Origin of the sequence: Magnetovibrio blakemorei, assembly GCF_001746755.1 — a bacterium.
GTDB lineage: Bacteria > Pseudomonadota > Alphaproteobacteria > Rhodospirillales > Magnetovibrionaceae > Magnetovibrio > Magnetovibrio blakemorei.
Window position 1 is genome coordinate 100,316 of sequence record NZ_MCGG01000036.1, and the last position, 18,068, is coordinate 118,383.

Here is an 18,068-nt window from a genome sequence, read left to right on the forward strand (position 1 = left end):
TGTTTGGTTCTCTTTTTTGGCACGAGTGTTGCTATCAAGGAGGCAATCTCTTTCTTGATCTCACAGACAGGTGACACTCCATGGCCAACATTTATTTCAGCTCTCCCATCATGCGCAAAAACAAAAAGGTCGAAGCCGTTGCCGGCTCGCTCGACACCATTTTGAAAATCGCCAAAGAACACGGCATCAAAATCCCCCACGAATGTGAAGACGGCGAATGCGGTTCGTGCCTCATCAAAGTGACTCACCTGGATGGCGAGCGTGTGAAGGGCGTGGCGCTCACCGACAAAGAACGTGAAGTTTTGAAATCCATCGGCAAGTTGTCGAGCAAGGAAATCGAAAAAGCCTACGTCAACGATTTGCCCCCGTCCTATCGTCTGGCATGTCAGTGCGTGGTCACCGACGAAGACCTTCTGGTGCAGTTCACCGGTGAGCCGGGCGGCGCTTAAGTCTCAACGGACACACGGTAAATCCCTAAAGCAAATCCCTAAAGCGAGGGACCATCGATATAAGGTCGGTGGTCCCTTAACTTTTGCACAGTTGAAGGGGCGGAAAGAGAGGCCGTGCTCAGCCCCCTATTTTGGGGCGGTGGGAATGATTTTTCCCGGATTGAGGATGTGGGTGGGATCGAGCGCCGCTTTGATCAACGCCATGGCGTCGACCGCCGGTTCACCCAACTCGGCTGTTAGATACTTGGTTTTGCCCATGCCGATGCCATGTTCTCCGGTGCAGGTGCCGTCCAGCGCCAGGGCCTGGGCGACGATGTCGGCGCCTAAGCGTTCAACCTCTTGACGTTCTTGGGCGTCGTCTGGATCAAATAAGATCAGGGTATGAAAATTTCCATCGCCCACATGGCCCAAAATCAGGCCCGTCAGCGCGCTGGCCTCAAAGGCTTGGTGGGTGCGGTGAATGCATTCGGCCAAGTTGGAAATCGGCACGCACACATCGGTGGTCAGCGCCCGACAGCCGGGGCGCAAGGCCAATCCGGCATAGTACAGGTTATGGCGCGCCGCCCACAGGCGGGCACGATCCTCAGATTGAGTGGCCCATTGAAAATCTGTGCCGCCGTGCTCTGCCGCGATGGCCTGGACCATTTCGACTTGTTCCGCCACGGCGACGGATGAGCCTTCAAATTCCAAAAACAAGGTTGGCGCTTGGGCATAATTCAATTGGGAGTATTGGTTGACCGCTTTCATCGAGAGAGCGTCCAACAATTCCATGCGCGCCATCGGTATGCCCGTTTGGATGGCGGTGATGACACAATCGACGGCGTCTTCGACGCGCGGGAAGGGGCAGATGGCGGCGGTCACCGTTTCGGGAATCGGATGCAGCTTAACCGTCACCGCTGTGATGAGGCCCAAGGTGCCTTCCGATCCGATCATCAAGCGGGTGAGGTCGTAGCCTGCCGCCGATTTGCGTGCACGGTTGGCAGTCTTGACAATGCGGCCATCGGCCAGCACCACTTCCAAGGCCAAGACATTGTCTTTCATCGAGCCATAGCGCACCGTTGAGGTGCCGCTGGCGCGGGTCGCACACATGCCGCCGATGGTGGCGTCTGCCCCCGGATCGACGGGAAAAAACAATCCCGTGTCGCGCAGGTGAGCGTTTAAGGTTTTGCGTGTGATGCCCGGCTGCACGACCGCATCCATGTCGGCTTCGTGCACACAGATGACTTTGTTCATTTGGGTAAAATCGATGCACACCCCGCCTTGGGGGGCGGCGATGTGACCTTCCAAGGAGGTGCCGGCACCAAACGCAACGATCGGCACGCCCGTGCCATGGCAGAGCTTCGCCACCTGACTGACTTCATCTGTGGTGTGGACAAAAACCACCGCATCGGGCGCAGCGCTGGGCAAGGAGCCTTCGTCCCGACCGTGGCTTTCCAGAACGCCTGCATTGGTCGTCATGCGGTCGCCAAACAGGGATTTGAGTTGGGGGAGGATTTGGCTGATGGGCATGGGTGACCTTAACGCACTGATGGGGGCGGTGCGGTGCGGGTGATCAGGCTGTTTAAGTCGCGGACCCGGCCCTCAGACATGGCGTTTTTACGCCGCACATCGTCCAGCTGGTAAGACATCTCACTGATTTGGCGGATCAGGCGGGTGTATTCGCCATAGGGAATTTGGGTTGCCTTGAAGTGGCCGGAACTGAACACCACCGGCAGCGCAGATTGCGGTATGACACTGAGCACATAAGGGTTGGTCAAGGTCTCCGTAACGGTTTGCAGGGCCTGGGGCGGGATTTCCGTATAGATGACTTCGGTGACCGCATCTGTGGCACGAATATTGGCGATTTGAACCGTGTATCCGGTGGTATTGCGGGTGCCCAAAAATACCGCGACGACCATGTCGCGGGCAAAGTCGATGGGGGCCGCCCAGGTGAGACGTTGCTCGGTTTGAAACTGTTGCCACGCGCCTGCATCGCGCACGGCATGAACGCTGGGGGCACCGGGGTCGGGCAAATCACCATGGGCGCTGGCGCTTTGGGGAACAGGGGTAGACATGAGCGTCGAGGTGGCCCCTGCGGGCGTGCCGAAAAGCAGCATCAGAAAGGCAAAAAAGGCAGCTGGGGCAATGGGTGTTTTCATCAGTCTCAATCTTAAAAGTTAATCCGTGGGGGCATTATGCAACCAGCGCCGCAGAACGCTGAGACTTTTGTTGGGATGCTTTTCGATGATGGTGGCGATTTTGTCTTTGAGCACAGTTTCACGCCTCACACGTGCGGGGCGATCTTGCAATCGGGCCGTGATCGTTTCGTCAATGGTGTCGGAATGTTCGATCATGCGTTCACACATTTATGAATTGAAAACCTGGCGCTGGGCCCTCTCTTATCATGGCTGCTTATTTTTGTTGGGCCAAGCGTTAACCGCATAATATGGCATGACAAGAGAGGGTCCGGGTCCGTAAATGGATTTTTTTGGCCACATGAGCGGTTTTTAGGGGGAGCAAAAAGGGTCGGATGAGAATCCACAATGATAATTGTCGTATTTTTTAAACATCAAGTGTTGTCAAACGCATTTGCGGTTCTATCTATAAAGAGTTGTGATTGTTGAGTCTTTGTCATAGGTGAAAAAAAATGAAGTTTTCCGCGCCATTTTGACTTATGATTGTATAGTTAAGGGAATCGAAGCAAAGGTGTTACATAATGATAGCAACAGCAAAAACTGCCCCTCGTAAAACAAAAGACGGCCCCACGCCGATTGATGCGCATGTTGGTGCGCGGATTCGGGCGCGCCGCGGTTTGTTGGGCATGAGTCAGAAAGACCTGGGTGAAAAAGTCTCTTTGACGTTCCAGCAAATTCAAAAATATGAACGGGGTGCAAACCGTATCGGCTCTGGCCGTTTGTTTGAGTTCAGCCGTATTTTGGGCGTTCCCATTTCTTATTTCTTCGATGAAATGTCGTCGGAATTGAAAACATACGCTGAAAAGGGCTCTAAAAAAGGCCGTCCTCTTCCCGCCAGCGCACCGGATGCGGAAATTCTGGATCGTCGCGAAACGTTGGAACTGGTTCGCACGTTCTACCAAATTGACGACAACTTGGTTCGTCAGCGCTTTGTCGAATTGATGCGCGAAGCGGCACGGGTGTGCTCTAAATAAAGCCCTGTGTTTGGATTGACAAAGGCCGTTCCGCCGTAAGGTGGAACGGCCTTTGTCGTGTTTGGTGGTGTGTGTGTAAACTATCGGCGTTTGGGGGCGCGTGTTGTAGAGTTCACAGGCATGGACACTTAAGTCAGAAGAGTATGGGGACTTGAAATGGCAGATCTCGACATCGCCCGCGCTGTGACCGCCCAACCCATTGGCGATATTGCCAAACGTCTGGGGGTGCCCGATAGCGCGCTGGTGCGTTACGGCAACGACAAAGCCAAAATAGCCCTGGAATGGATTGACGGCCAGAAGGCAAAACCCGATGGTCGCTTGATTTTGGTGACGGCGATATCGCCGACGCCTGCTGGGGAAGGCAAAACCACCATGGCCGTGGGTCTGGGCGATGGTTTGTCGCGGATCGGCCAAAAGACCGCCATTTGCTTGCGCGAACCCAGTCTTGGTCCGTGTTTCGGCATGAAGGGTGGTGCCGCCGGGGGCGGGCGGGCCCAAGTCATCCCCATGGAAGACATCAACCTGCATTTTACCGGCGACTTTCATGCCATTGCGGCGGCCAACAATTTGTTGGCGGCGATGATCGACAATGCGGTGTATTGGCGCCTGGATTTGGGGCTCGACAATCGCCGCATCAGTTGGCGGCGTGCGGTCGATATGAATGATCGGTCGTTGCGTGAAGTGGTCACCAGCTTGGGCGGTGTGCCCAACGGCGCGCCCCGCGAAGGCGGCTTCGACATCACGGCGGCGTCGGAAATCATGGCCATCTTGTGCTTGGCCAAAGACATGGCCGATTTGCAGCGCCGTCTCGGCAACATCATCATCGGCCAAGATATGGAGCAACGCCGCTTCGTTCGCGCCTCGGAAATCAAGGCCGAAGGGGCCATGGCGGCGTTGTTGAAAGATGCCTTAAAACCGAACCTGGTGCAGACCCTGGAAGGCACGCCCGCGTTTGTCCACGGCGGTCCGTTCGCCAACATTGCGCATGGCTGCAATTCGCTGATCGCCACCAAGACGGCCTTGAAGTGTGCCGATTTTGTGGTCACGGAAGCGGGTTTCGGCGCGGACTTGGGCGCGGAAAAGTTTTTCAACATCAAATGCCGCAAGGGCGACTTGAAACCCGCCGCAGTGGTTTTGGTGGCGACCTTGCGGGCGCTGAAAATGCAAGGCGGGGCGCAAAAAGGCGAATACGCCGATGCCAACAAAGAGGCCTTGGTGAAGGGCTTTGAAAACCTCGCCCGTCATGTGGAAAATCTCAAACACTTCGGCGTTCCGGTGGTGGTGGGGCTGAACCGTTTCGCCCAAGATTCAGAGGCTGAAGTGGATCTGCTGCGCCAACGCTGCGCGGAACTGGAGGTCGAAGCCATCTCCTGCACCCATTTTGCCGACGGCGGGGCCGGGGCCGAAGACTTGGCCCATGCGGTGGTGAAAATGACCGCATCGGACACGTCTGAATTTCGTATGCTGTATGAAGACAGCCTGCCCTTGTGGGAAAAAACCCGCACCGTGGCGCGCATGATGTATGGCGCGCAAGGGGTCATCGCCGACAAAAAAATCCGCGCCAAATTCCAAATGTTTCAAGACGGCGGCTTCGGCCACCTGCCGGTGTGCATCGCCAAAACCCAATACAGCTTCTCCACCGACCCCGACCTGCTGGGCGCACCGTCCAACCACGTCGTCCCGGTGCGCGACGTGCGCCTGTCGGCAGGCGCCGAATTTGTCGTCGTCATCTGCGGCGACATCATGACCATGCCGGGCCTGCCCAAACACCCCGCAGCGGAAAACATCCGGGTGAATGCGGCTGGGGAGATTGAGGGGTTGTTTTAGGAGCGTCTGGCGCTCGTTTATGTTCGCTGCGGCTTTCTCCGTGGTGTAATCACGCACTGCGTCTTGCCTGTCGTAAAGACGCATTCGCCAGCCCTAATATTTGGCCATGCGGCGTCGTCGGAATCTTTTGTCACTTGTAGCTTGATTCCTGATGGCAGGAGGGCCTTGAGCCCCGCGCAGCCTGATATAAGTTCCTTGTCAAAAGGCGTTTCTTCGGATGAACCTGCTAAGAGGTCAAATTCCAGAGCGACGTCAAAGTCACTTTCTGCGTGATGATCTCCACGCACATGACTTCCGAAGATGTAAACGGTTTTTAGAATAGGGAACTGCTCTGCCCACTCTGCAACGATAGTGGCTAGTCGTTCTAGACTGTTATTTTCCATGTCACTTTTCTCCATCCCTCGATCGAAAGCGCATTGCGCGGCAACAATAGGGCATTTGTGTCTAGTCCACCGTACACAACGGGTTTTGTGTACGCTCAAAGTCGTTTCAGTTGTCATTACCGTCTTGGTCGGAAACTGACATTTGCGGGCCCTATCTCAACGTCTCCCCGCGTCATTGCGAGAAGCGCAGCGACGACGCAATCCATCTTGAGGCGCTAGCTCCGCAGACGTTGTCTGGATTGCCGCGCCCCCTTTGGGGGCTCGCAATGACGGGTGTCAGAAAATGGGTTCGCGCTTTTCCGCCCTGAATGCCCCTTTATTCTTCAATTTTGGATTCAAATGCTTGTGTGCAGGTGCAAAAGATGCCTAATCTATAGGCTGAAAATGTGTGTGATTAATTTTTAATCACAACGGAGCTTCTTATGCTTCCAGATGCGCCTGTTGCTCTTTCTTTGGATGTGGCTTGGGTCTTGATTGCCAGCTTTTTGGTGGCGTCGATGCAGGCGGGGTTTACGTGTTTGGAAAGCGGCTTGGTGCGCTCGAAGAACTCCATCAACGTGGCCATTAAAAATCTCGTCGATTTTTGCATTTCCAGCATTCTCTTCACGTTGTTCGGCTTTCAGCTCATGTTTGGGCCGAGCCTGGACGGTTTGATCGGGGCCTTTGCCCCGGCGTCTTATGAAAGCATGAGCCCGGATCGGGTCGCATTCTTTATTTTTCAGCTGATGTTTTGCGGCACCGCGGCGACCATTATTTCGGGTGCGGTGGCGGAACGGTTGCGCTTTATCGGTTATGTGATGATTACGGTGCTGTCGGCGGGGGTGATTTATCCGGTGGTGGGGCACTGGATTTGGAACAGCGCCCCCAGTGGAGAGCTGACCGGCTGGCTGGGCGCCATGGGCTTTTTGGATTTTGCCGGATCGACGGTGGTGCACAGCGTGGGCGGGTGGATTTCCTTGGCGGCGATACTGATCTTGGGCCCGCGCATCGGGCGGTTTGGTCTGGGTGGGCATCATATCGAAGGCCAGAATTTACCCATGGCGGTGCTCGGCGTGTTTTTGCTGTGGGTTGGCTTTTTTGGCTTCAATGGCGGTTCGACCTTGGCGTTGAATTCTTTGGTGCCGCTGATCGTCGCCAACACCGCCCTTTCCGGCGCGGCGGGCGGTCTTATTGGCTTGGCCATCAGTTGGTACAAGCGCGGTCATGCCTCGGTCGATGCGATCATCAACGGCACCATTTCGGGGCTGGTCGCCATTTGTGCGGGCTGCAATGTGGTTGGTGAAATCGGCGCCATTTTGATCGGCTTGGGGGCCGGCGCGTTGGCTATTGGCAGTGTCCACCTGATGGAAAAGTTGCAGATCGACGATGCCATCGGCGCGGTGCCGTCGCACTTGGTGGCAGGTGTTTGGGGCACGATGGCGGTGGCCCTGTTTGCCAGCCCCGAATACCTGATGGGCGGCAGCCGTCTGGATCAGATGCAAATTCAGTTGGTCGGCATCGCGGCGGTTGGACTGTTTGCGTTTCCGCTCAGCTACATAACTTTTTACGCGGTCAATCGTTTTTGGCCGATGCGGGTGTCTGCGGAAGATGAGCGCATCGGTTTGAACATTGCCGAACATGCGGCCACCACATCCATTTTGGATCTGGTGACGCAAATGGATTGGCAGGCGCGCACGGGTGATTTTTCCAAGCATGTGGACGTGGAGAACGAAACCGAAGCGCACCAGATTGCGACCTTTTACAACGTCGTGCTGGATAAATTCCAGTTGGAAACCGGGCGTCGCCAGGAAGCCTTGGAACGTTTGACCGAACTGGCGTCAACGGACGTTTTGACCGGTCTGCCCAATCGCCGGGTGTATTTTGATCTGGTGCGCCGAAGCATCGCGTCGTGCAACCGCAATGGCCGTCAAGGGGCGGTCATGTACATGGATTTGGACGGCTTTAAAAAAATCAATGACGACATGGGCCATGACGCCGGGGATGCGTTGTTGAAGCAAGTTGCGTTGAGGCTTCTGTCTTGTGTGCGCGAAAGCGATCTGGTGGCGCGACTGGGCGGGGATGAGTTCGCGCTGTTGATCGGCGAAGTGGAAACTCTGGATGCGCTGGAACATGTCGCGGAAAAATTGATTGAAACCGTCAGCGAGCCGTTCATCTTAAAACAAGGTGAAGCCAACATCGGCGTGTCGGTGGGCATCGCCGTCTTTGGGGGGTCGAGAAGTGCGCGTGAAGATGTGGAAACCGTCATCAAACGCTCAGATAACGCCATGTACGACGCCAAGTTGTCGGGCAAGGGTACGTGGCGGGTCAGCGAGCCGGAACTGGCCCCCCGACCAGCAGAGCCCTCCACAGATATAAAATTGGACCTAACGGTATCTCCCTCTTTGGCGTCGTGAGTGAGCACCGTCACAGCCCGTTTCTGAAAACCGTGTCACCTTAAGCTTCAGCACGATAGAAGTGGGAGGTACGGAAATGCATATGTTAGCACGCTCAACCCGGCTGACGATCAAGGGGCAAATGCCGACGGTGATGCCGATCATCATCGGCGGGCTGGCGAATTTCTTGTTCTGGGGCGGTTCGTTCATTCCGTTTAATCCGGCCGAAGCGGAATTTTTTGTCTATCTCAACGCGGCCGTCATGTTGCTGGGTATTTTGCTGGCAGCGGGGGGTGTCCTCATGGCGGTGCTGATCGGCTTTCGCCAATTTTCCATCACCACCTTCAGCGCCATCGCCGCCAATTCCATCGTCATCATGGCGGTGGGCCTGTTGATGTGGGGCGTGGTGTTCAACGTCGCTTAAAGCACCGATTTGGGCTCGGTGAAGTCGAGGCCTTGGGCCTCGGCCACCGCCCGGCAGGTGATTTTCCCTGCCCACACATTTAAGCCATTCAACAGATGCCGATCATCGCTCAACGCTTGCTGTGCGCCCTTATCGGCCAGGGCCAGAATGAACGGCAAGGTCGCGTTGTTCAGCGCATAGGTTGACGTGTGCGGCACCGCACCGGGCATGTTGGTGACCGCGTAATGCACCACATCGTGGACCACATACGTTGGTGCCGCGTGGGTGGTGCCGTGGGATGTTTCAAAGCAACCGCCTTGATCAATCGCCACATCGACCACCACCGAACCCGGTCGCATCGCCTTGATCATAGCCTCGCTCACCAGCTTGGGGGCTGAGGCCCCCGGGATCAATACGCCGCCCACCACCACGTCGGCGCTGAGAACGTGGTCTTCCAAAGTGTCGCTGTTGGAATAAATGGTTTTCACACGGGCGCCAAAGCGCGCGTTGAGACTGCGAAGCGTGGCGTTGCTGCGGTCCAGCACCACCACTTCTGCCCCGGTGCCAATCGCCATCAGGGCCGCGTTCGCCCCCACCGTGCCGCCGCCGATGATGGTGACCTTCGCGGGCGCGACACCCGGCACACCGCCCAGCAACACACCGCGTCCGCCCGCTTCGCGCTCCAACGCATGGGCCGCGACCTGGATGGACATGCGCCCGGCCACCTCGCTCATGGGGTGGAGTAGGGGCAGCTCGCCCGCGTTTGAGGTGACGGTTTCATACGCGATGCAGATCGCGCCACTGCGCATCAGATCGCTTGTTTGCGCCGTGTCGGGGGCTAGGTGCAGATACGTGAACAGGGTCTGGCCCGCGCGCAGACGGGCGCGTTCAACCGCCTGAGGCTCTTTGACTTTAACGACAAGGTCCGCGCGTTCCCACACCAAGGCTGCGTCCGGCGCGATGGTGGCTCCGGCATTTTCATAGTCTTGGTCGGTGGCGCCGATGCCGATGCCGGCACCGGTTTCGACCAAAATGGAATGACCGTGCTGGGCTGCCTCGCGCACGCTGGCGGGCGTCATGCCAACACGAAACTCACCGTTCTTGATTTCTTTGGGGATTCCAATGCGCATCATAAATCTCCTTGTTCTCTTTAAGTATGAACGTCGTGGGGGTGTTTGCAAGGTGGGAATTGAGGAAGCTTGTGCGGGTGACGGTCGCGTGATATGTTCCTGTTTTGTTCTTAATGGAATCAAGTTAGCAAAAGGACCCGCAGCCATGATTTCGCGCACGATGTCTCACAGGCTGTCCCCCAGGATATCTCCAAGGGAGGGCGCTGATGCCTTTGCCCCGCCGTCCGCACCGCACATGGTGCAGAGGCCGCGCCTCTCGCACATGTCGGAGCCGCCCATGTGGCTGTCGCTGGGGCATGGCAAAGCGTGGCACGCGGTGGTCAAAAGCAAGCGGGAAACGCCCGTCTTGGCCAGTGCGGTGCGCGCTGGCTTTCCTTCTCCGGCGGAAGATTACATTGAAGGCAGTCTGGATTTAAATCGCCACCTGATCCGCCACCCCGCCGCTACCTTTATTGTGCGGGTCGAAGGGGAATCCATGACCGGGGCAGGCATTTTTCCCGGCGATTTGCTGGTGGTGGACCGCAGCGTTGAACCCCATGACGGCCATGTGGTGATCGCCGTGGTGGAAGGCGAGCTGACGGTTAAGCGTCTGAAGGGCCGGGCCGGGGCGTGGCGCTTGGTGGCGGAACACCCGGATTTCCCGCCCATCCTGATGCCCAGTCTGGATGCCAGCGGAGAGGGCGGCGGTGAAACCTCCGCCATTTGGGGGGTGGTGACGAATGCGGTGCGCAATCTGATGATGTGATGACGTGCGATGACGCATCCCGCCCGTCATTGCGAGCCCCCGCAGGGGGCGTGGCAATCCAGATACGGGCTGGAGCGTTAGCAAGCTACGGAGTGCACTTCAAACATGGATTGCTTCGTCGCTTTGCTTCTCGCAATGGCTCGTCGTTGGTTCGGGGGGCGGCAATCCAACCGCGTGCGGCTTTAAAAAAGAAGGGCTCTGTTATGACAAAACTATTCGCCCTCATCGACTGCAATAATTTTTACGCGTCGTGTGAACGGGTGTTTCGTCCCGACCTCCAAGATCGCCCGGTGGCGGTGTTGTCCAACAACGATGGCTGCATCGTGGCGCGGTCCGCCGAGGTCAAAGCCATTGGCATCCCCATGGGGGCGCCGTATTTCAAAGTCCGCGATCTGTTGAGGCGTCATGATGTGCAGGTGTTTTCATCCAATTATGAGCTGTATGGCGATTTGTCGGCGCGGGTCATGGCGGTGCTGAGTGGGTACAGTCCCGACATGGAAATCTATTCCATTGATGAAGCTTTTTTAGGCTTGGATGGGTTTGAAGGCTGGGACTTGGACGCCTATGCGAGAGACCTCCGCACCACGGTCAAGCGCTGGACCGGCATTGTCGTGTCGGTTGGCATCGCACCGACCAAGACCTTGGCGAAGATTGCTGCGGAACGCGCAAAAAAGAACCCGGCCTTGGGCGGGGTGGCGATTTTGACCGACCATATTGAAATCGAAGCCGCCTTGGCCGCGACCCCGGTGGGGGACGTGTGGGGGGTGGGCCGCCAATGGGCAAAGCGCTTTCCCGCGTTTGGTATTTACACGGCGTTGGACTTTTCCCGCCAGTCGGAATTTTGGGTGCGTAAAAAAATGGGCGTCACCGGGGCGCGAACCCAGGTGGAGCTTTTGGGGACCTCGTGCCTTGATTTGGAGAGCCAGCCGCACAGTCACAAATCGTGTGTATCATCGCGATCTTTTGCGCGCCCGGTCACGGCCTATGACGATGTGAAAGACGCCATTGCGACCTTTGCCGCCCGCGCAGGTGAACGGGTGCGCCACGGCGGATTGGTGGCCGGGCAAGTCATGGTGTTTGCGCACACGGATCGCTTTAACCCCCAACAGCCCCTGGTTCAGGCGACCGCCACGGTGGCGTTGCCCAGCCCGTCAAACCTGACGGCCGATTTGACCCGTGGCGCGCTGAAGGCTCTGGGCCAAGCGTATCAACCAGGGCTTCGCTATAAAAAAGCCGGTGTGATGTTGTTGGACTTGGCCCCGCAGGTGGCCCAGCAAGCCACCTTGTTTGCCCCGTCTGCGGCCAACCAGATGAAGGCGGAACGTCTGCAGCAGGCCTTGGACAGCTTGAACGGGGGGCAAAGAGGGGGGCGAGATTTGGTGCGCTTTGGGCTGCGGCCCCAAGATATCACGCCAGACCCTGCGCGAGGGGGGGCAAAAGGGAGCGGTTGGAGCCTGCGCCGCGACCACAAGTCCCCGCGCTACACCACATCGTGGGCAGAGCTGCGGGTCGTTAAGGCTTAGGGGAAATCCAGTGTGGGCTTAGCGGCCCATATTGGCTTTGTAGATTTTGGTCATCGTGACGGCCAAATGGTCTTCGACCACAACCACTTCGCCGCGCGCGATCAGGTTGCCGTTGGCTTTGACTTCGATGTCCTCACCGACGCTGCGATCCAATTGCACCACGGCGCCACGGCCCATCTTAAGCAATTGGCTCACCTTCATGGTGGCGGTGCCCAAAACAGCGGTCACTTCCAGCGGAACATCCAAGAGGGCTTTGTGTTCGTCTTCTTCGTTGATGCCATTTGCCATGATTGATTTTGGTCCAAGAATCGGTGAAATGATAACGCACTATAGCGCAAATTCTCTTAAACGACCATGAATGCTGTTGAGGCCCAGAAACAAGGCTTTATCTAGGCTTTGTTAAACAGGTTCACGCGCATGGGCTGGTCAAACGAAAAGCCGTCTTTGACGGGCACGCCCAGGCGCTCAAACGCGGCCCTAAGCGCCGCTTCATGCTTGGCGAAGCCCTCATCGTGCTGGGGATTGATGCGCAGCAGGCGTTCTTTGAAACGCTCGAAATCCGCATGCAGGGCCGGGTGCGTATAGGTGAACTCGGAGTCTTGAACAAGCCCCAGCGCACCAGCCCCTTGCAGAGCTTCATAGGCTTTGGCGCGCACTTCGGTTTCGTCATGCACGGGCTGCATCAATTCGAAATGAGGTCCCTCGGCCACCGGTTCACAGACGTAAAGTATGCCACCAGACTTGAGAACGCGCGCCGCTTCTTTCAGCGCCAGGCTCATATTGTCGATGTCGACATGATGGAGGCTGTTGAAAAAGACGGCGATATCGATGCTGTCGGAATCAAACGGCAGTTCCTCGGCACGGCCCGAAAAATAGACTTCGTCACCCGCAGGTTTTTCGTTGTGGGCTTTTTCCAACTGTTTGGGGTTGCACTCCACCCCAAACGCTTTGGCCCCATGGCGCGTCATCAAGCGCACCAAATGGCCTTCTCCGCAGCCGACATCGATGACCTTTTTGCCATGGAAATCAAGCGTTGCGGTTAAAACTTCGCTGTTGGAGCGGGGGCTGAGTGACTGATTCATGGCAGAAATAATATCGCTTTGGGCCGTTTGCGGCGTGAAAAAGGGGATCGTCTGGCAAGCCTTAATATGGGGGCGTAAAAATTTCAAACAATGATCTTAGTCAATGAAGCGTTCTTTTATGACGAGCGCACGGTTAGGGCAACTGTGAAATGAAAATGAAGGGCTAAAGGTTAAGCGGGGGCAATCAGTTAACCTTGGTTTGACGCCATTGCGCCAATTGCGCCTGACGGCGCAGGGCAAAAGTGTCTTCGCGGCTCTGTCCCGCAGGTTGCGTCAAGTGGGAGCCCGGTTTGAGGGCTCTGACGCGGTTGGCGATCTCTTGCCCGGCGCGCATCCCGGAACCCTGCTGACGGATCTTGAACGCTTTGTTAAAACGCTGGGTGGACAAGGGGTCGGGTTGCACGATCATGGCTTGGGTCACGACCTCTGAGGTGCCGTTATCGTAGCCGGTGTCGTCATGAGGCGTGGCGCTGGCCGTCATCATATCGCGGCCATAACCCGGTTGAGAGGTCCGGATCCACAATTTAGAGACTTTCTCGCGATACGATTGGTTGAGAGCGGGGGTGGTGGAATGATAATCGCCCGCCGCTTCGATCCATGACTTTGAAACGGCGAAGCGGGTTTTGAGAAACTGGGCCGCATAGGCCGCGTTGGCGGTGGCGTCAAACGCTTGCTCGATGCTGGAAAACGCATCGGGATGGTATTTGAGGTTAATTTGCATGCAGCCGACATCAATGTTTTGCACGCCGTCGGCCTGCAAAGACTTCACATAAGCCACGGCATCGATCCGATTGGGCAAATAATGCCCCTCGCCCCCGGTCGTAACGGTCCAAGGCCAGGCAATAATTGCCCCCTTGTCGCGTCCCGTATCTTCGAACCAACGCCCGGATTCGGCCAGCGAAATGGCCTGTAAAAGACCGTGGGGCAGGCCGTTGCGACGTTCTTGGTGGGTGATCGCAGAAATGCATGTATTTGCTTCTTTTTCAAAGCGTTGTGCGCTCTCGGTGAGGGGTGCGGAAAGGGCGCGCTCCGCCACAAGCAAGACCATGCCCACAGCCAACCCGGCCAAGACTGGACGGGTATAAGCTAATCGGAAAAGGGGTGTAGCTGTCATCATCATGCCCAAAACTAAGCAAACGGCGTGCCAGTTTAGGGGGTGATTTTTGAGATATGGGGAGGGGTGGCGAAGGCGCGGTGTTATTGGGGCAATGTTGTGTCGCCCGGACCCAAGGCGCGCTGCATAAAGACCGTATCCACCCAGGCGCCCAATTTAAACCCGGTGGATTGCAAGTGCCCAACTTGCTTGAAGCCTTGGCGTGCGTGCAAATTGATGGAGGCCACGTTTTGCCCGCCGCCAATGACGGCAACCATTTGCCGAAAGCCAAGCGCCGTTGAGCGCTCAATCAAGGCGCTGAGCAACTGGGTGCCGATGCCTTTCCCCGTCGTCTGGGGGTCGACGTAAATGGAATCTTCCACCGTGTGACGATACGCGGAACGGGGACGGAAGGACGAAACGTAAGCAAAACCGTGAACTTTCCCGTCCAGTACGGCCACGATGTACGGGGTCCCGCCTTTGACGATGGTGCGACGGCGCTCGGCAATGGTGGCCACATCTGGCGCAACCTCTTCAAAGCTGGCGGTTCCGGTTTCGACGTGGTGGGCGTATATGCGCTGAATATCCGCCGCGTCTTGGTCGGTGGCATCGCGAATGATAAGGGACGGTGTGGTGTGGTTCATAGGGGCCTCAGCGTTTCAGCAGGCTGATGTCGATGCTGGTGAGGGTCTCGATCATGTGGCCGAGGTTTTGCGACAATTGGCTAAAACCGTCTGAGCGGGTGATGGTTTGCTCGTCCATATACAGCGCGCGATTGACCTCGATCTGCAAGGCGTGAACGTTTTCGTGGGGCTTGCCGTAGTTGCGGGTGGTGAAGCCGCCGGCATAGGGCGAATTCAGCACCACCCGGTAGCCCATATCGCGCAACACTTGATGCACCAAATTGGTGATGCGTTGTGAGCACGCGGTGCCGTTGGCATCGCCCAGCACCATATCGACGCGATTGTTGCCCGGATCGCGGTCCATGGGGCCGCCAATCGAGGGCATCGAATGACAATCGATCAGCAAGTAGGTGCCGAATTTTTGTTGCGTGCGGTTCAATAAATCAATCAAGGCGGCGTGATAGGGTTTGTAGCACTGCTCAACGCGGTTTTGCGCATCTTCGAACGTGAGCTTTCCGGCGTAGATTTCCGCGCCGTCGGTGACCACCTTGGCAATGGTGCCCAGCCCGGCGCGCACCCGTGGGCTGGTGGTGTTGACCCAACTGGGCAGGTCATCGGAAAACATGTCGGGGTCCAATTCCCACGGCTCGCGATTGGGGTCGGTATAGGCGCGGGGAAAGTGGGCGCGAATGAGCGGCGCCCCAAAATGCGGCGCTTGCTCGTACAGCTCGTCGATAAAGGCATCTTCAGAACGGCGCAACGCAACGGGGTCCAACTGGCTGGCGGCGACAAAGGATGCGGGGTAGTTGTGGCCACTGTGCGGTGATGCAAACACAACCGGCGACGTCTGCGCCAACGGTTCGATGATATCGAACGGCGCATCGGCGGCCAAAACGGCTGTGGGCGTCACTTGCGGGGCGGATGTGGTCATTGCGTTTACAATTCCAGTCGGCAGGGCAGGTCCAGTCGGCAGGGTAGGGAAAAGAAGGCCCTACAAGGCTTCGTTTGTTTGGTGTTACAGCCTCAAAACGGCTGTGGCAACGCCAAACTGACGCAAACAAAAACAATGCCTGTCACAAGAATGAGATTGAGGGCTTGCCAAGTGCGTCCGATCAGACTAAAAAACCGCGTCCGTTACACCAAACGACAATTCCGATATTGATCGGGCGCGTAGCTCAGCGGGAGAGCACCTCGTTGACATCGAGGGGGTCACTGGTTCAATCCCAGTCGTGCCCACCATGATAACCCCCTGGGAAACCAGGGGGTTTTCTTGTTTGTGGGGCGCGTATGGGGTGTTCATTTAGTAGTTATGGACACACTGTGGACACAGAAGTGGCCTTTTTTGACCTATATTCCGAGAACCTTCGACTTAGCCTGTTTTGGTTCCTTAGAGGCATCAACCGCGAACTCTAAGACAGCATCTGCAGGGTGTTGAGATCGAAGTGCATGTTGAGCAAGCCCGTGACGTCGTTTGATTTTGATTGTTGACGCGGCGCACTCATCATATCCAGGATAAAGTCTTGGGGGTTTGTCACCCCATCCGGGGAAAATGCGTCGGGGTAACGTGCATCTGCCAGTGACGCGGACATGCGAGCTGTCATGCGTTGCTTGATGTAGTCCTTGATGAGGTCGGCGGTGAAAATCTCCGAAACGTCTGTTGTCTCACCATCGGGAACGTCGAGCTTCTTATCAGTGGCGATTTTCATAAGCTCCGCGAACTGAGACAGATCATCTTGGGTGAGGCCATAACGCCGGGCGTTCAGCAACTTTGCCTCTGCCAACGGCACATCCAATGGATTTGAAATGCTTGTCATGGGTGGTTCCTTTTCCCGCGAAGTGCAGCGATACCTACTGCACTGCAACACCCATGCCGTCTTTTCGGGGGCGTGAAACCGGCACAGCCCAATGTTTTGTATGGATTATATTTATCTAAGCTTGGGCTGGGGGGTGTAAAAATGCCCCACCCGGAAAATAGTGCCCACTCACCAACAATATAACGGTCCCTAGCGGTGGCAAATTTAACGTGCCAAAATAGTTGCGATGAGAAAGAAAACCACCGAAGACTATATCCGACAGGCTCGGGAAAAACACGGCGACAGATATGACTACAGTCAGTCTGAATACGTAGGCGCGAGGGAAAAATTAACAATCATTTGCCCAGAACATGGGGCCTGGCATCCCCAGGCGTCGTCGCATTTGGTTGGAACAGGTTGTCCCTCTTGTGGTGGGCGCAAACAGTTAACAACGGAAGAGTTCATCAGACGGGCGCATGAAAAGCACGGCGATAAGTTTGATTATTCAAAGACTGTTTATACGAATTCTGAAACCAAGATGACCATCATCTGCCCTAAGCACGGGGAATTTAAGCAGAAAACTAGTGCGCATCTAAAAGGAACCGGTTGTCCTGATTGTGGAACGATCCAACGCGGATTGAGTAGCCCCGCGAAAGGAAACTTCCGAAGCGCAAATGATGAAATATCGTTTGTTTGTCCTGACCATGGATTAGTCAGGCAGCTTCCGGTTAACCACTTGAGCGGAAGCGGTTGTCCTAAATGTAGATATGCCCAAGCCGGGGCAGCAATGCGAAAATCTGTTGAGGATTTTATTAAAGAGGCCAGAAATGTTCACGGTGACAAGTATAATTACTCTTTGGTCGAATACATCGGGGCACGAGACCCGGTCACTATTATTTGCCCAGTAGATGGAGAGTTTTTGCAAACCGCAGGTGCTCACCTGAGAGGCACTGGTTGTCCGCGCTGTAGCCGTCGTGGACAAGGTGCCCCCAGAAACTTGGTGAGGGCACTTCGTGGAGAATTTGATGAGCCCAAAGACGCGTTTGTATACGTGGTGCGGTTTAATCTTCCGAGCACCAATCAACGTCTCTTTAAAATTGGCAGCGGGTCTGGAACGCGATGGCGTAGCACTACAACAAGCATTCGGCGCGTTGGTGGGACTGACGCAGAAACGACCAAAATAGATTTTAAAACCAGCGGCGAGGCAATTGTTGTCGAACACCTTGCCCACGACCAAGTTATGGAAACGAAGTACGTGGTTCCGCCGGAATTCAAGTTCGCAGGGTACTCAGAGGTTTTTACAAAAGAACCGGACTTAGCCGCCGTCGAAGCTCATCCTACACTAACGAGGTTTCGATCCGGCGATCGATGGGACCCTAAAGATGAACTTTCTTAAGCAAAACATTTCATATTTTTTGCCCGTAACCTCATACACTAGAGAAAGACTTTTCGCGTTTGGTCTCCTCATTCTCGTCGCCCTGCCAGCCCACGCCGCTG

At 56.1% G+C, this 18,068-nt stretch carries 19 protein-coding genes and 1 tRNA gene; 9 read left to right on the forward strand and 11 right to left on the reverse strand.

What is annotated here, in order from left to right; all coding sequences use genetic code 11:
* Nucleotides 1-80 precede the first annotated feature (80 nt).
* Nucleotides 81-449, forward strand: coding sequence for a 2Fe-2S iron-sulfur cluster-binding protein (locus tag BEN30_RS11410; protein ID WP_069958470.1), 369 nt, complete (start codon nucleotides 81-83; stop codon nucleotides 447-449).
* 126 nt (nucleotides 450-575) lie between these two features.
* Here BEN30_RS11410 and BEN30_RS11415 read toward each other — a convergent pair whose 3' ends face one another.
* Genes BEN30_RS11415 through BEN30_RS18660 form a run of 3 tightly spaced genes read right to left on the reverse strand, consistent with a single transcriptional unit; the run spans nucleotide 576 to nucleotide 2,782 of the window.
* Complete coding sequence (locus tag BEN30_RS11415) at nucleotides 576-1,958, reverse strand: FAD-linked oxidase C-terminal domain-containing protein (RefSeq protein WP_069958471.1); 1,383 nt, start codon at nucleotides 1,956-1,958, stop codon at nucleotides 576-578.
* Between the two features lie 8 nt (nucleotides 1,959-1,966).
* Nucleotides 1,967-2,587: a protease complex subunit PrcB family protein gene (locus tag BEN30_RS11420; protein WP_069958472.1), complete on the reverse strand. Its 621-nt coding sequence runs from the start codon at nucleotides 2,585-2,587 to the stop codon at nucleotides 1,967-1,969.
* 18 nt (nucleotides 2,588-2,605) lie between these two features.
* A complete protein-coding gene (locus tag BEN30_RS18660) occupies nucleotides 2,606-2,782 on the reverse strand; it encodes a hypothetical protein (RefSeq protein WP_170827034.1) in 177 nt (58 codons plus the stop codon).
* Nucleotides 2,783-3,144: 362 nt separating this feature from the next.
* Here BEN30_RS18660 and BEN30_RS11425 point away from each other — a divergent pair, with 362 nt between their 5' ends.
* Nucleotides 3,145-3,597: a helix-turn-helix domain-containing protein gene (locus BEN30_RS11425; RefSeq protein WP_069958473.1), complete on the forward strand. Its 453-nt coding sequence runs from the start codon at nucleotides 3,145-3,147 to the stop codon at nucleotides 3,595-3,597.
* A 156-nt stretch (nucleotides 3,598-3,753) separates the two neighbouring features.
* Nucleotides 3,754-5,424, forward strand: a complete 1,671-nt coding sequence (locus BEN30_RS11430; protein ID WP_069958474.1) for a formate--tetrahydrofolate ligase — start codon at nucleotides 3,754-3,756, stop codon at nucleotides 5,422-5,424.
* Nucleotides 5,425-5,441: 17 nt separating this feature from the next.
* On the opposite strand, the gene BEN30_RS11435 is transcribed toward BEN30_RS11430, so the two are convergent.
* Nucleotides 5,442-5,807: a nucleotidyltransferase domain-containing protein gene (locus tag BEN30_RS11435; RefSeq protein ID WP_170827035.1), complete on the reverse strand. Its 366-nt coding sequence runs from the start codon at nucleotides 5,805-5,807 to the stop codon at nucleotides 5,442-5,444.
* 422 nt (nucleotides 5,808-6,229) lie between these two features.
* Between BEN30_RS11435 and amt the strand changes: the two genes are divergently transcribed.
* Nucleotides 6,230-8,200, forward strand: a complete 1,971-nt coding sequence (gene amt, locus BEN30_RS11440) for an ammonium transporter (protein ID WP_069958476.1) — start codon at nucleotides 6,230-6,232, stop codon at nucleotides 8,198-8,200.
* Nucleotides 8,201-8,276: 76 nt separating this feature from the next.
* Nucleotides 8,277-8,603, forward strand: a complete 327-nt coding sequence (locus BEN30_RS11445; protein ID WP_139134995.1) for a hypothetical protein — start codon at nucleotides 8,277-8,279, stop codon at nucleotides 8,601-8,603.
* Here BEN30_RS11445 and ald read toward each other — a convergent pair.
* Nucleotides 8,600-9,712, reverse strand: a complete 1,113-nt coding sequence (ald, locus tag BEN30_RS11450) for an alanine dehydrogenase (RefSeq protein ID WP_069958498.1) — start codon at nucleotides 9,710-9,712, stop codon at nucleotides 8,600-8,602. The genes BEN30_RS11445 and ald overlap by 4 nt on opposite strands.
* A gap of 262 nt (nucleotides 9,713-9,974) precedes the next feature.
* Between ald and BEN30_RS11455 the strand changes: the two genes are divergently transcribed.
* Together BEN30_RS11455 and BEN30_RS11460 are read left to right on the forward strand one after the other, a co-directional pair.
* Nucleotides 9,975-10,457 carry a LexA family protein gene (locus BEN30_RS11455; RefSeq protein WP_245649044.1) on the forward strand — a complete coding sequence of 161 codons (483 nt, stop codon included), beginning with the start codon at nucleotides 9,975-9,977 and terminating at the stop codon, nucleotides 10,455-10,457.
* Between the two features lie 203 nt (nucleotides 10,458-10,660).
* A complete protein-coding gene (locus tag BEN30_RS11460) occupies nucleotides 10,661-11,980 on the forward strand; it encodes a Y-family DNA polymerase (RefSeq protein ID WP_069958478.1) in 1,320 nt (439 codons plus the stop codon).
* An 18-nt stretch (nucleotides 11,981-11,998) separates the two neighbouring features.
* Here BEN30_RS11460 and fliN read toward each other — a convergent pair whose 3' ends face one another.
* The 5 genes from fliN to BEN30_RS11485 form a co-directional block, all read right to left on the reverse strand.
* Nucleotides 11,999-12,268: a flagellar motor switch protein FliN gene (gene fliN, locus BEN30_RS11465; protein ID WP_069958479.1), complete on the reverse strand. Its 270-nt coding sequence runs from the start codon at nucleotides 12,266-12,268 to the stop codon at nucleotides 11,999-12,001.
* Nucleotides 12,269-12,369: 101 nt separating this feature from the next.
* Nucleotides 12,370-13,062 carry a class I SAM-dependent methyltransferase gene (locus tag BEN30_RS11470; protein WP_069958500.1) on the reverse strand — a complete coding sequence of 231 codons (693 nt, stop codon included), beginning with the start codon at nucleotides 13,060-13,062 and terminating at the stop codon, nucleotides 12,370-12,372.
* Between the two features lie 184 nt (nucleotides 13,063-13,246).
* Nucleotides 13,247-14,110, reverse strand: coding sequence for a lysozyme family protein (locus BEN30_RS11475; protein WP_139134996.1), 864 nt, complete (start codon nucleotides 14,108-14,110; stop codon nucleotides 13,247-13,249).
* A 149-nt stretch (nucleotides 14,111-14,259) separates the two neighbouring features.
* Nucleotides 14,260-14,799: a GNAT family N-acetyltransferase gene (locus BEN30_RS11480; RefSeq protein WP_069958481.1), complete on the reverse strand. Its 540-nt coding sequence runs from the start codon at nucleotides 14,797-14,799 to the stop codon at nucleotides 14,260-14,262.
* A gap of 7 nt (nucleotides 14,800-14,806) precedes the next feature.
* A complete protein-coding gene (locus tag BEN30_RS11485; RefSeq protein ID WP_069958482.1) occupies nucleotides 14,807-15,709 on the reverse strand; it encodes an N-formylglutamate amidohydrolase in 903 nt (300 codons plus the stop codon).
* A gap of 233 nt (nucleotides 15,710-15,942) precedes the next feature.
* On the opposite strand from BEN30_RS11485, the gene BEN30_RS11490 reads away from it, so the two are divergent.
* Nucleotides 15,943-16,017: transfer RNA gene (locus BEN30_RS11490), tRNA-Val, on the forward strand.
* 170 nt (nucleotides 16,018-16,187) lie between these two features.
* Here the strand turns inward: BEN30_RS11490 and BEN30_RS11495 are convergent.
* A complete protein-coding gene (locus BEN30_RS11495; protein WP_069958483.1) occupies nucleotides 16,188-16,592 on the reverse strand; it encodes a hypothetical protein in 405 nt (134 codons plus the stop codon).
* 226 nt (nucleotides 16,593-16,818) lie between these two features.
* Between BEN30_RS11495 and BEN30_RS11500 the strand changes: the two genes are divergently transcribed.
* Entirely contained in the window at nucleotides 16,819-17,967 is a 1,149-nt protein-coding gene (locus BEN30_RS11500; RefSeq protein ID WP_069958484.1) for a hypothetical protein, read from the forward strand.
* Nucleotides 17,968-18,068: the final 101 nt, after the last annotated feature.